Annotated in this window: 12 protein-coding genes; 7 read left to right on the top strand and 5 right to left on the bottom strand. The window is 65.5% G+C overall.

Features of this window, described 5'->3' with window-relative positions; translation table 11 throughout:
* Positions 1-50: 50 nt before the first annotated feature.
* Positions 51-1,502 (bottom strand): DUF1254 domain-containing protein, encoded by a 1,452-nt coding sequence (locus BKK79_RS40020; protein ID WP_071036696.1) that lies wholly within the window; start codon positions 1,500-1,502, stop codon positions 51-53.
* 168 nt (positions 1,503-1,670) lie between these two features.
* On the opposite strand from BKK79_RS40020, the gene BKK79_RS00295 reads away from it, so the two are divergent.
* Positions 1,671-2,243, top strand: a complete 573-nt coding sequence (locus tag BKK79_RS00295) for a TetR/AcrR family transcriptional regulator (RefSeq protein WP_157903211.1) — start codon at positions 1,671-1,673, stop codon at positions 2,241-2,243.
* Here BKK79_RS00295 and BKK79_RS00290 read toward each other — a convergent pair.
* The gene (locus BKK79_RS00290; protein ID WP_071013092.1) at positions 2,240-3,259 is read right to left on the bottom strand and encodes an FUSC family protein; all 1,020 of its coding nucleotides are present in this window, start codon (positions 3,257-3,259) and stop codon (positions 2,240-2,242) included. The two genes, BKK79_RS00295 and BKK79_RS00290, sit on opposite strands and share 4 nt — an antisense overlap.
* A 351-nt stretch (positions 3,260-3,610) precedes the next feature.
* Here BKK79_RS00290 and BKK79_RS00285 point away from each other — a divergent pair, with 351 nt between their 5' ends.
* From BKK79_RS00285 to BKK79_RS00275, 3 genes are all read left to right on the top strand, one after another.
* On the top strand, positions 3,611-4,309 hold the full coding sequence (locus BKK79_RS00285) for a hydrolase (RefSeq protein WP_071013095.1): 699 nt from the start codon (positions 3,611-3,613) through the stop codon (positions 4,307-4,309).
* Positions 4,310-4,635: 326 nt separating this feature from the next.
* Entirely contained in the window at positions 4,636-5,355 is a 720-nt protein-coding gene (locus BKK79_RS00280) for a YoaK family protein (protein ID WP_071036694.1), read from the top strand.
* Between the two features lie 12 nt (positions 5,356-5,367).
* On the top strand, positions 5,368-5,967 hold the full coding sequence (locus BKK79_RS00275; RefSeq protein WP_071013100.1) for a TMEM175 family protein: 600 nt from the start codon (positions 5,368-5,370) through the stop codon (positions 5,965-5,967).
* A gap of 276 nt (positions 5,968-6,243) precedes the next feature.
* On the opposite strand, the gene katG is transcribed toward BKK79_RS00275, so the two are convergent.
* On the bottom strand, positions 6,244-8,424 hold the full coding sequence (gene katG, locus BKK79_RS00270) for a catalase/peroxidase HPI (protein ID WP_071036692.1): 2,181 nt from the start codon (positions 8,422-8,424) through the stop codon (positions 6,244-6,246).
* Positions 8,425-8,724: 300 nt separating this feature from the next.
* Between katG and BKK79_RS00265 the strand changes: the two genes are divergently transcribed.
* On the top strand, positions 8,725-9,198 hold the full coding sequence (locus tag BKK79_RS00265; protein ID WP_071036690.1) for an aminoacyl-tRNA deacylase: 474 nt from the start codon (positions 8,725-8,727) through the stop codon (positions 9,196-9,198).
* Between the two features lie 217 nt (positions 9,199-9,415).
* Here the strand turns inward: BKK79_RS00265 and BKK79_RS00260 are convergent, their stop codons facing one another.
* Both BKK79_RS00260 and BKK79_RS00255 read right to left on the bottom strand, forming a co-directional pair.
* Positions 9,416-10,087 carry an NAD(P)H-binding protein gene (locus BKK79_RS00260; RefSeq protein WP_071013106.1) on the bottom strand — a complete coding sequence of 224 codons (672 nt, stop codon included), beginning with the start codon at positions 10,085-10,087 and terminating at the stop codon, positions 9,416-9,418.
* A 149-nt stretch (positions 10,088-10,236) separates the two neighbouring features.
* Positions 10,237-10,578: a zinc ribbon domain-containing protein YjdM gene (locus BKK79_RS00255; protein ID WP_071013110.1), complete on the bottom strand. Its 342-nt coding sequence runs from the start codon at positions 10,576-10,578 to the stop codon at positions 10,237-10,239.
* 362 nt (positions 10,579-10,940) lie between these two features.
* On the opposite strand from BKK79_RS00255, the gene BKK79_RS00250 reads away from it, so the two are divergent.
* Both BKK79_RS00250 and BKK79_RS00245 read left to right on the top strand, forming a co-directional pair.
* Entirely contained in the window at positions 10,941-11,408 is a 468-nt protein-coding gene (locus BKK79_RS00250) for a cupin domain-containing protein (protein ID WP_071036688.1), read from the top strand.
* A 124-nt stretch (positions 11,409-11,532) separates the two neighbouring features.
* Complete coding sequence (locus BKK79_RS00245) at positions 11,533-12,063, top strand: GbsR/MarR family transcriptional regulator (RefSeq protein ID WP_071013115.1); 531 nt, start codon at positions 11,533-11,535, stop codon at positions 12,061-12,063.
* The last annotated feature ends 47 nt before the right edge of the window (positions 12,064-12,110 follow it).

The raw sequence follows: 12,110 nt of genomic DNA, 5'->3' as shown, positions 1-12,110 counted from the left end.
GGCGGTCAGCGCCGATTTCCACCGCCTGGCCGCCCAGGGAGACGCCGCGCTCAGTCCAGCCGCTCGACGGCGGGCACGCGCACGCGGCCGTCGCGCAGTTCGGCCTTGGGCTCGTAGGCGCGCAGTACCAGGGCGAAGTCGCCGGCCGGGGTCGGCAGCCAGTTGGCGCGCTGGGCCGGATCGGCCGGCGCGTCGCGCTGCATCACGATGTCGATGGCGCCATCCGGGCCGGCCTTGAGGCCGGCGGTGCGGTCGCCGATGGCGTAGCGTCCGATCGGGTTGGGCGTGAAGAACAGCTTGCCGTCCGGCTCCACCTCGTACATCGACAGTGACCAGAACCCGTTGACCGGCAGCGCGCCCGCCGGCAGGCGCAGGCGATAGTGGTGGGCGCCGGAGAGCTTGCGCTGCTGTTGATCGACGAAGCTGACGGGATACATGGCTTCGACGGTCTTGAGCGCCAGCAGCCCGCCCAGGGCGACTTGCGCGCGGTACGCATAGTCGGTGCCGAAATCGCCGAGGTTGTCCTTCGAATAGGACCAGCCCTCGCTCTTGGCCCCGGTGGCCCCGGTGGCCCCGGTGGCCCCGGTGGCCCCGGTGGCCCCGGTGGCCCCGGTGGCAGACAGTCCACCCTTGAGCGAGGCCAGCATGGCCGGCAGTTGCTGCGCCCACAGCGCCTTGACCTCCGGCGACAAGGCCTCCCAACGGCAGGCCGCGCCGCAGATGCCGACCGATGCCAGGCGCTGGATCAGCGCGTCTTCATAGCGGGGCGCGGGGTTGCGCGCCAGCATCAGGTTGGCCATGTCGACGAAGGCCTGCGGGCTCTGCTCCACCGGCGGCGCAGCCTGCCACAGGGGCGGCGTCTTGCCGGCGCCCAGTGGCTGCACCTTGAACTGGTCTTGCAGAGCCGTCACGGCGGGCATGTCGGCGTCGCCGTTGACGAGAATGCGCGCCAGCACAAGCACGTCGTTGGCCGGCGCGCGGATCACCTGCGCATTGGGCGGCAGCGGCTGCGTGGTGTCCGGCCCGACCACGACGAAGGTGCCGCCGCGCGTGCCGTTGGCGCGCCGGCCGAGCAGCTCGAAATTATTGGTCGCCATGTCGAGGAAGGCCAGCGAGTAGTAGCGGCCGGCCATGTCCGGCACCGACAGCGCCACCGGCCCTTGCCGCAGGTCCAGCCACAGCGTGGAGTACGCCGTGTCGTTGTTGGGCGTGGTCACCCAGCGGTCATCCGGGCCGGACAGCTTGTGCTGGTGCAGCCAGGTGTTCAGTTGCGACGCGCCAGGCCTGGCATCCGCACCCAGCATGCGGGCGCGCAGGCGCCCCATCGCGACCAGCGGAAAGGCATAGTCGAAGGCCTGGTGCAGCGTGGCTTCCTGCGACGGCGCGGCAGGCGCCGGGCTCCAGTCCTGCGCGGCCGCGGCGGCAAGGTTGGTGCACAGGCATGCGGCAGCGAAGGCCAGCAGGTGCTTGGCCACGGTGGGGCGTCGTTGGCTGGACGACATGGGTCTCCTCCTCATGTATATCGGCTTGCGCCGATAATATGAGCATTGCTCACATCCTGCCACTCGCGTTCCATGGCCTCGCCAGCAAAGGAAAAACCGCATACAGATCAGTCACTTGCCCGACGCCAGCCACGCCAGGCGCGCTCGCGCGAGAAGGTCGAACTCATCTTGGAGGCGACGCTGCAGATTCTCGACCAGGAGGGGCCGGACGCGCTGACCACCAACCGGATTGCCGAGGTGGCCGGCATCAGCATCGGCACGCTCTACCAGTATTTCCCCAACAAGCGGCAGGTACTGGAGGAACTGGCGCAGCGCGAAAGCGATCGCCTGACGGCGGAACTGCTGGCGGTCTTGAGCGAGCCGGATGGACAGTCGCCGGACCAGCGGCTGCGGCAGGTCGTGCGCACCTTGCTCGGCGCCTTCGGCGGACGGCACCGGGCGCGCCGCTTCGTGCTCGAACAAGCCATCGCGCGCGGCGGTAATCCGCTGGTCACGCCCGGGCATGTGTCGACCTTCCTGAGCTCGGCCGGCATCCGCGACGTCGACGGGCGGGTCGTGGCGCTCTCCCCCATCCAGGCCTTCGTGCTGACCCGCTCGATCATGGGTGCCATCGGCAGCGCGCTGACGTATGACGAGCAATGGCTTGCCAGCCCGGCGTTCGAAGACAGTCTGTTCAGCTTGGTGCGCGGCTTTCTGCGCGAGTGTGCCGGCAAGGCGGCAGCGCCTGCGGCTGCGCGCTAGCGCGCAGCATAGGGAAAGCCGGACTTCTCGCTCATCCGGTCAAGCCGCGCCCGCAGGCGGCCGATCTCGGCGGCCAGCTGCGACGCCATGAACGCCAGCGGCCCCGTCTCGGGAGCCGGTACGACGGCCGGCTGCGCTGGGGACACAGCGGGCGCCGGTGCCCGGCCGGTCTCGAGGGCATCGGCCAATGCCAGCAACGCGGAAGCGATGCCGGGGTCATCGCCATCGCCCGGCCCGCTCTCCTGCTCGATCGCGGCCATCAGTTCCAGCGCGCTGACGCACACACGCGCAGCATGCTGGATCTCCTCGAACTCGGCGGCCGGCACGCCGGTCTCCTTGGCGACCGAGGGAATCAGCCCGCGCAGGGGAATGAGCTTCGCCCCCAGGTCCAGCATCGCCGCGCGCTGTTCCGCCGCGTCGGCGAAGCCGTGCCGCATCTTCACATGGACGGCGGCGCTGGCCCGCAGCAGCGCGGCAAGCCTGACGCGCCACGAGTACGAGGCATAGGCCGGCAACGCGAAGGAGAACACCAGCGCGATCGCCGTACCGATGAACACGTCCACCGTGCGCCAGAGGGCGTCATAGACGTTCTGGTTGCCATGCCCGGCGGTGATGACCACGGTGATCGCCGCCAGCAGCGCGATATAGCCGCCCTTGCCGATCGCGTGGTAGGCGCAATAGCCGCAGACCACGGCCATCAGCAGATAGGTCAGCATCGGCGCGCCGAAATAGGACTGCTGCACGATCAACGCCAGCCCGACCACCGCGCCGATCAAGGTGCCGACCCCGCGCTCGGCGGCGCGGCGCCGGATATTGCCGTGATGCTGGATCCCGCCGATCACCACCAGTACCGTGATGGTGGCCCATTCTCCATGCGGGATCCGAATGCCGGTGGTCAACGCAATCGACACCAGCAAGGCGAGCGCAACGCGCGTCGCGTGGAACAGCCTGGCCTGCCGGAAGCGCCGGTTCGAATCAAAAAGGACATCGGTGGTCTTGCGCAGGATATCGAGCATGTTCGCATGGCCGGGGTCGGCTTGACGGTGCTCAAGTGTAAGCCGGGGGCGGCCGCTCAGGCGCCGCGGCCGCCGGGCGTCCGGGGCTCCCGCCCCCCCGAGCGCGAGGCCCGGGATCGTGACGATCGTGCGATCGGACCTCGCTCGGATCCGCCCAGTCCCAGCTAAGCCCCAGCCCCAGCCCCGTATATCAAATTTTTTGAATGACAATGACAATCGCGACTGCCTGACAGAGCACTTCGCCTAGCTATAGTTCTGCCCATGGACAGCGCGACGGCGCAACGAAGCGAAAGCAGCGCCGCTGTCCAAGCACTCAAATTCATTGAATCAAGAAACCATCGGAGAGCCCCCATGTCGAACGCGAAACTTGAAGTCCTGACCCCGCACAACAGCCAGTTCATCATCATCGACCACCAGCCGCAGATGGCCTTCGGCGTGCAGTCGATGGACCGCCAGACCATGAAGAACAATGTCGTGGGCCTGGCCAAGGCGGCGAAGATCTTCGACGTGCCGACCACCATCACCACGGTCGAGAGCGAATCCTTCTCGGGCTATACCTATCCGGAACTGCTCGATGTCTTCCCCGGCAAGCAGACGCTGGAGCGTACCTCGATGAACTCCTGGGACGACCAGAAGGTGCGCGACGCGCTGGCCGCCAATGGCCGCAAGAAGGTTGTCGTGGCCGGCCTGTGGACCGAGGTCTGCAACACCACCTTTGCGCTGTGCGCGATGCTGGAAGGCGACTACGAGATCTATATGGTGGCCGACGCTTCGGGCGGCACGAGCAAGGAAGCGCATGACTACGCCATGCAGCGCATGGTGCAGGCCGGCGTGGTGCCCGTGACCTGGCAACAGGTCATGCTGGAATGGCAGCGCGACTGGAAGAACCGCGAAACCTACGACGAGGTGATGGCCGTGGCCAAGGAGCACTCGGGCGCCTATGGCATGGGCATCGACTATGCTTACACGATGGTCCACAAGGCCGCGCAACGCACGGCAACCGTGCACGAATCGCTGGCTCCCGTGCACGCGCCGGTGATCGAGCGCTGATGCCCGCCCGCCGCCAGTCATCCCTCGGAGCACACACCATGATTCCAGGTCGAAGCGTGGCCAGCATCGCCCTCCCCCTGGGATGCTGGCTGGCCATCAGCGCCTCCAGCGTGGCGGCGGCAGCGATCGTTGCCACCACGCTGCTCGTCTGATCGCGCCGTCCGCGGGAACCCCCTTCCCCGCGGACATGTCCCTGCACGACAAGCAATCGACGGCCATGCTGCCGGCGGGTGTCTGCCACCCCTCGGCATTGCCGCATCGGCCAAGCGCCCGGGATCGGGCGCTTACGCGGGCCGCGGCGCCCATTTACCGGAGGGATCTCAACCATGAGCGCGAACGTCAACGCATCCAGCCCAACAGCAGCGAGCCAGGAGCCCAGCCTCTGGGAACTGTGCCGGGCGCCGATTCTCCTTACCATCGTGGGCGGCGCCATCGACACGATCGGCTTTATCGCGCTGGTGGGCTTCTTCACCGCGCACGTCACCGGAAACCTGGTGCTCGCGGGAGCGGCCTTCGTCAAAGGCGGGGCCGGCTTATGGATCAAGCTGGGCGCCATCCCGCTCTTTATCGCCACGGTCGTCATCAGCAAGATGCTGATTGACCGCAACCGGCAGACCCACCGGACCCTGGGCTGGCTGTTCGTTGCGGAAGCCGTCTTCCTGCTGGGCTTCATGGTCGCCGGCCTGTCGCTCGCACCGTTCGACAACCCGGATGGCGTGGACCTCGCCCTGACCGGGGGCCTCGGCCTCGTCGCGCTTGCCGTGCGCAATACCGCCAGCAAGACCCTGATCAAGCACATCAGCCCCAGCACCATGATGACCGGGAACACCACGCAACTGGGCATCGACCTGTCGAATTTCCTGCGTGCCAGGACACGCGCCGGTTTCCAGGATCTTCTCAAGAGCGCCAGTGTCGTGCTCGGCTTCGTGAGCGGCGCTTTCCTTGGCGCGACCCTCTATGTGACGATCGGCTTCTGGAGCGTCTTTCCCTTTATGCTTCCCATCGCCTACCTGGCGCGGCTGGCCTTTCGCAACGAATTCAAATGAGTGGATGACGTCATGAGCATCAGCAAGAACCGGGTGGAATCCTTCAGCGATGGCGTCATTGCCGTCAGCCTGACACTGATGCTGTTCCAGCTGCAGGTGCCGGAAGGATTCGCACTGAAGGACATCCTCGGCAACGCCTATAACTTCTTCGGCTACGTACTGAGCTTTATCTACGTCGGCATCTATTGGAACAACCATCATCACCTGTTCAAGGTCGCGCGCGGCATCAACGGCAGGATCATGTGGGCGAACCTGAACCTGCTGTTCTGGCTGACCATGGTGCCGTTCACCACCACCTGGACCTGGAAGTCCGACTTCGCGCAGACGCCGACAGCGATGTATGCCTTCGTCCTGTTCATGTGTTCCGTCTCCTACTCCTTGCTCACGAGGCTGATCCTGAGATCCGGCGGCGAACACTCGGAACTCCGGCAGGCCATCGGCAGCGACCTCAAGGGGAAGCTCTCCATCCCGATCTACGCCGTGGCGATCGCGGCCAGCTTTTTCAGCAGCGCAGCCTCGTTCTCCATCCTGACCGTGATGGCTGGCGTATGGTTCTTTCCGGATTCGCGGATCGAAAAATACCTGCTCGCGGACAAGACCCACGAGCTCTGAGGGCATGAGGCTCGGGATCGGACCCGAGGCTCACTCGCTCGGCCGGCGCCGGCACTCGGTCCGATACATCCGGCGGCGCAGGGGTATCGGCTGGCGCGTGCCCCCCTTCTATGGCTTCGACGATGACGTCCTATCCAGGGGCATCGCCTGCCGGATTGCCCTGGTGCAGCATTGCTCCGGCGCGCGAAACCGACGTCTTGCGAGACGGCGGGCCTCCGGAAAGCCGGGGCCGGCCTCCCGGCCGGCCCCATCGCTACCGCCGTCTTGCCACCGGTGTCACCTCAAGTCGAAGCGGTCCAGGTTCATCACCTTGTTCCAGGCTGCCACGAAGTCCTGGACGAACTTCTCCTGTGCGTCCGCCCCGCCATAGACTTCGCAGACTGCCCGCAATTCAGAGTTGGAACCGAAGACCAGATCGACCCGCGTGCCGGTCCATTTCGGCGCGCCTGACTTGCGGTCGCGTCCTTCGAACACGTCCTTTTCATCCGACAGCGGCTGCCATTCCGTGCCCATGTCGAGCAGGTTCACGAAGAAGTCGTTGGTCAGCATGCCAGGGCGCTTGGTGAGAACGCCATGCTGGGACTTGCCGAAGTTGACGTCCAGCACCCGCATGCCGCCCACCAGCACGGTCATCTCCGGAACCGTCAGCGTCAGCAGTTGCGCCTTGTCGACCAGCAGCGCCTCGGACGGGATCGAGAACTTGCCCTGCAGGTAGTTTCGGAAGCCGTCCGCGACCGGTTCGAGCACGGCCATGGCATCGAGGTCGGTCTGCTGCTGCGAGGCGTCCATGCGTCCCGGCGAGAAGGGCACCATGACAGGGTGGCCGGCCTGCTTCGCCGCCTGCTCGACTCCCGCGCACCCGGCCAGCACGATGAGGTCGGCCAGCGAGACTTTCTTGCCGCCTGACTGTGCCTTGTTGAACTCGCCCTGGATGCCCTCCAGCGTGGCCAGGACCTTTGCCAGCTCGGCAGGCTGGTTGGCGTCCCAGTCCTTCTGCGGGGCAAGGCGGATGCGGGCGCCATTGGCCCCGCCACGCTTGTCCGATCCGCGGAATGTCGAGGCCGATGCCCACGCTGTCGATACGAGTTGCGGGATGGTCAACCCGGATGCCAGCACCGTGGCCTTGAGCGCCGCCACATCCTGCGCATCGATCAGCGGATGGTCGACCGGTGGGATCGGGTCCTGCCAGAGAAGCTCTTCTTTCGGGACTTCCGGACCGAGATAGCGTGCGCGCGGCCCCATGTCGCGGTGGGTCAGCTTGAACCACGCCCGGGCAAATGCATCGGCCAGTTGCTCCGGATGCTCGTAGAAGCGCCGCGAGATCTTTTCGTAGACCGGGTCGAAGCGCAGCGAGAGGTCGGTCGTCAGCATGGACGGCGAACGGCGCTTCGACGGATCGGCAGGGTCGGGCACGGTGCCGGCGCCCGCGTCGCCCTTCGGCTTCCATTGATTCGCGCCGGCCGGGCTCTTCGTCAGTTCCCATTCATATTCGAACAGGTGCTTGAAGTAGTCGTTGCTCCACTTCGTCGGCGTGGTGGTCCAGATGACTTCCAGCCCGCTGGTGATGGTGTCACCGCCCTTGCCCGTGCCGAAGCTGCTGCGCCAGCCGAGACCCTGTTCTTCCAGGCCGGCAGCTTCGGGCTCGGGTCCCACGTGAGAAGCCGGACCGGCGCCATGCGTCTTGCCGAAGGCGTGGCCACCGGCGATCAGCGCAACGGTTTCTTCGTCGTTCATCGCCATGCGGCGGAACGTCTCGCGGATGTCGATGGCTGCCGCAAGCGGGTCCGGGTTGCCGTTCGGGCCTTCCGGATTCACGTAGATCAAGCCCATCTGCACCGCGGCCAGCGGATTTTCGAGATCCCGCTTGCCGCTGTAGCGCTTGTCGGCCAGCCACTGGGTTTCGTTGCCCCAGTAGACGGATTCGTCCGGCTCGTAGACGTCCTCCCGTCCACCGCCGAACCCGAAGGTCTTGAACCCCATCGACTCCAGCGCGACGTTGCCGGTCAGGACGATGAGGTCGCCCCATGAGAGCTTCCGACCGTACTTTTGCTTGATCGGCCAGATCAGCCTGCGCGCCTTGTCGAGGCTGACGTTGTCCGGCCAGCTATTGGTGGGTGCGAAGCGCTGCTGGGCGGTCCCGACGCCACCGCGACCGTCGCCGATGCGGTACGTACCTGCGGCATGCCATGCCATGCGGATGAACAGCGGACCATAGTGACCGAAGTCCGCGGGCCACCAGGGCTGCGAGTCGGTCATCAGCGCCTCCAGATCCTTCTTCACGGCCGCAAGATCCAGGCTGTTGAATTCCTTCGCATAGTTGAAATCCTTGCCCATCGGATCCGACTGCGGGGAATTCTGACGAAGGATATGCAGATTGAGCCGCTCCGGCCACCACTCCTGCAGAGATCGGCCGGCACCTGCGGGATGAAGAAACGGGCACTTCGCTTCAGTCGTCATGCGTGTCTCCTTGGTCGCTTGAACTCGAAACTCGAAACTCAACGTACCGCCTTGCAGCAACTCGTCGCCGTCACGCCGTCACGCCGTCAGTGAGGGAAGGGTCCAAAGGAACAGTGTTCGGATTTCTGCCGATTGGGACGTCACAGTCGCTCTACCATCCTAGAACGCGATGCCGCCCCTGTTCCATTGATTCCAGCTATGACCGCCATTGCGTTGGGGCCGCCTCCTGCCGCTCAGGGAGGGTCTATAGTGGTTAGCAGTCGGACAACAGTGGCGAGATGCGCGTCGGAGGATGCAATCATGGCCATGGCTACCACGCTGGCACGATGCTTACGCAAGCATCAGAGCCGCTATGACACCGTGTGTCGCCCTGGCAGCCCTGGCGGCATGGCCGCTGCCCGGGCGGTGTGCGTTCCCGGAGACCGGCTGGCCAAGACCATCCTGCTGGAAGACAGCCGCGGCTATGTCACGGCCGTCATCCCTTCCACGCACCACCTGAAACTGTCAGAGCTGCGCGAGCAGACCGGCCGCAGGCTTACGCTCGCGCGCGAAGACGGCGTGCGCGAAGTCTTCAAGGATTGCGACCCCGGATCTGCCCCGCCGGTCGGCATGGCGTATGGCACACAGACCTGGTTGGACGACAGCCTGCTGGCGCATCCCGATGTCTACTTCGAAGCGGGCGACCATCAGGAACTGGTGCACATGAGCCTCGCGCAATTCGTCGAACTGATGGGCGACGCACGGCGCGGGCATTTTGCGCACCGCGACATGTAGGGTAGAAACGCAGGCAGAACCCTCTGCCTGCGGCGCCTTGCCGCCACCAGGTCGAGGTTGTCCGGTTCGTACGGGTTCGTGCGGCCGGGGCCATTGGCTGCCGGGTCGGCTCTGCCCTTGTGCGGGTCGACGAAGCGCCGATCGATCTATCGATCTATCAATCTATCCGTCGAGCGAACGACCAGCCGAGCGGGCGGCCTCGGCGACCGCCCGGCCCTCAGCCCTCAGCGCCGCTCCTGGCCATCACATCCGAAGCCAGCACGACCACGCCCTGCGCCGAGGGAACGGTCTTGACCAGCGCCTGCGCCACCGCCCGTGCCTGCACCGGCCGGTAGGCGCCGGGAATCAGCGGCGCGAGCAGCTTCGCGATCGGGATCGCGATCGTCTCACCGAGCCGCGGCGGTTGCTGCAAGCCCTCCCGGTAGTCCAGCAGCAGAGACGGCTGGGCGATCACCAGTGCGGTGAGATCCATCGCCTTGAGCGCATCCTCCAGCTCGCCCTTGACGCGGTTGTAGAACACCGAGGAGCGCGCGCTGGCGCCGACCGCGCTGACCAGCCCCACGCGCCGGGCGCCTGCCGCCAGCGCGGCCTCGGCCACGGCGAGGTTGGCCGCCAGGTCCACCGCGCGGAACGCCGCCTGGCTGCCGGCCACCCTGATGGTCGTGCCGAGCGCCAGGTACACCTCGTCGGCCTGGGGCAGCGCTGGCAGCCGGCTGAAATCCACCAGGCGGACCTCGAGCTTGGGATGGCTGACACTCAATGGCCGCCGGCTCAGCGCATGCACCGCCGAAACGTCCGGGTCGACCAGCAGGGCCTGCAGTATCTGGCCGCCGACCAGGCCGGTCGCACCGGCGAGCAGGACCCGTCTCTGATGGTCTGGCGAAGACATGAGCGATTCTCCTCAATGCAGGCGCATGGCGTGACGGGCGCTCTCAGAGGTCTGCCCGCTCCACGCCCGGACGGCGCGATAGAAAGCGTCGGGAACTTCGAAGCCGATGTCGACCGATCGACGCCGCGGACGCTTGCCCGCGAACCTCGTCACACCTTCCTGACGAATTCCGATTTCAGGCTCATGGCACCAAAGCCGTCGATCTTGCAGTCGATGTCGTGGTCACTGTCGACCAGGCGGATGTTCTTGACCTTGGTGCCCATCTTGACCACGCCGGCCGAACCCTTCAGCTTGAGATCCTTGATGACCGTGACCGTATCCCCATCCTGCAGCACGTTGCCCGCGGCATCGCGATAGACCCTGGCTTCTGCCTCCACAGGTGCCGAGGCCTGCGCCGACCATTCATGCGCGCATTCCGGGCAGATATAGAGGCCACCGTCTTCATAGGTGAACTCGGAATGACATTTCGGACAGGACGGCAATGCGCTCATGGCTAACTTCTATGTGTGTGGAGAATGCCGGAAGTATACTGCCCCGCCCAAATGGCAAGCTCCTTTGCAGGATGCCATCCTGCAAACGGGAAACCGGCGCCCGCTTCCCAAGTCAGGCGAGCGCCCGCGGCGCTACGGGGTCGGCGGACCGGCAGGCCTCGGCCGTGCCCGCATTCTCCGGCCGGTTCCATTCGTCGCCCCCTCCTTCCCTGCGCCCGGCCACCCGCCAAGGCCGAGCCGTCTTCGGCTTGCGGGTTTCCCCCACTGCCGGGCACGGATCGCGATGAGAGAATCCCGCGGTACCGCAGGGCTCAAGCGCCCGCACGACGCACCATGCGCAGGCCAACCGAAGGGAGGGACATATGCATCGTTTTGCTTCTCTTGCCGCTATCCCCGTTGCTTTTGCATGCGGCTACCTTGCCGCCCACACAGGGCTGCCACCCGCCCACGCCCAGACCCCACCGGCCACGCTGGCGCCGCAGATCGTCCACATGGCGGCGATGACCGACGAAGACATCGGGCCGCAGGTGCCCAATATGGGCACCCTGCGTACCAAAGGACTGGTGGCAACGCCGTCGGGAACCATCGCGGTGCAATCGGGCAACGTTCCCAAGCACTATCACACCAGCGCCGACGAGATCCAGTACATCATCTCGGGCAAGGGCACCTTCTGGCTGGGCAATGAACAGCGCGAGGTCGGCCCCGGCGACCTCATCATCATTCCGAAGAGCATCGCGCACGCGGGTTCGGTGGCCACCACCGGCGAATTCAAGGCGCTGGCCATCAAGCTGCCGCCGCAGGCCGCGGGCGATACGCACCTGCTGCCCTGAAGGACGCCGCGATCGCAGCCCCCGGGGAGGGGCACCAGGCCCTTCCCTGCTCTCGCTCCCCTTGCGCGCGGCTTCAGTTATTTCAGTCTTGACAGAAATAACTGAAGAAACTAGATTGCCCCTCATGGAACTTACACCTCTCGCTGAACGGTTCATCCTCCACTGGGGCGAAATGGGCTCAAGATGGGGCGTCAATCGCACCGTGGCCCAGATCCACGCCTTGCTGTATCTGCTCGGGCGTCCGGTCGCCGCCGATGAGATCGCTGAAACACTTGGTGTCGCGCGCTCGAACGTCAGCACGAGCCTGAAGGAACTCCAGGCCTGGCGCCTCGCGAAAGTGGTTCACGTGATGGGCGATCGGCGGGACCACTTCGAGACCTCCACGGATATCTGGGAACTGTTCAAGCTGATTGTCGAAGGCAGGCGCCAGCGGGAAATCGATCCCACGCTGACCATGCTGCGGGACAGCCTCATGGATCCCGGTCTGGGGAAGGAAAGCAAGGAGGTGGAACAGCGCATGCGCGACACGCTGGAGTTTCTCGAAACCCTCACCACCTGGTCGGATGAGATGTTGCGGCTGCGGCCCGATACCCTGATGAAGACATTGGGCGTAGGGGCAAAGATCAGTCGCGCAGTCAGGCGGAAGGCGAACTGAGGCACGCGGTAACGGACCTATGGTCCGTATTTTTTGACCTTTTATTT

Source organism: Cupriavidus sp. USMAA2-4, from assembly GCF_001854305.1.
In the GTDB taxonomy this organism is placed as follows: domain Bacteria; phylum Pseudomonadota; class Gammaproteobacteria; order Burkholderiales; family Burkholderiaceae; genus Cupriavidus; species Cupriavidus malaysiensis.
The sequence above is the reverse complement of the archived record's forward strand: the minus strand, read 5'-3'. Positions and strand labels throughout refer to the sequence as shown.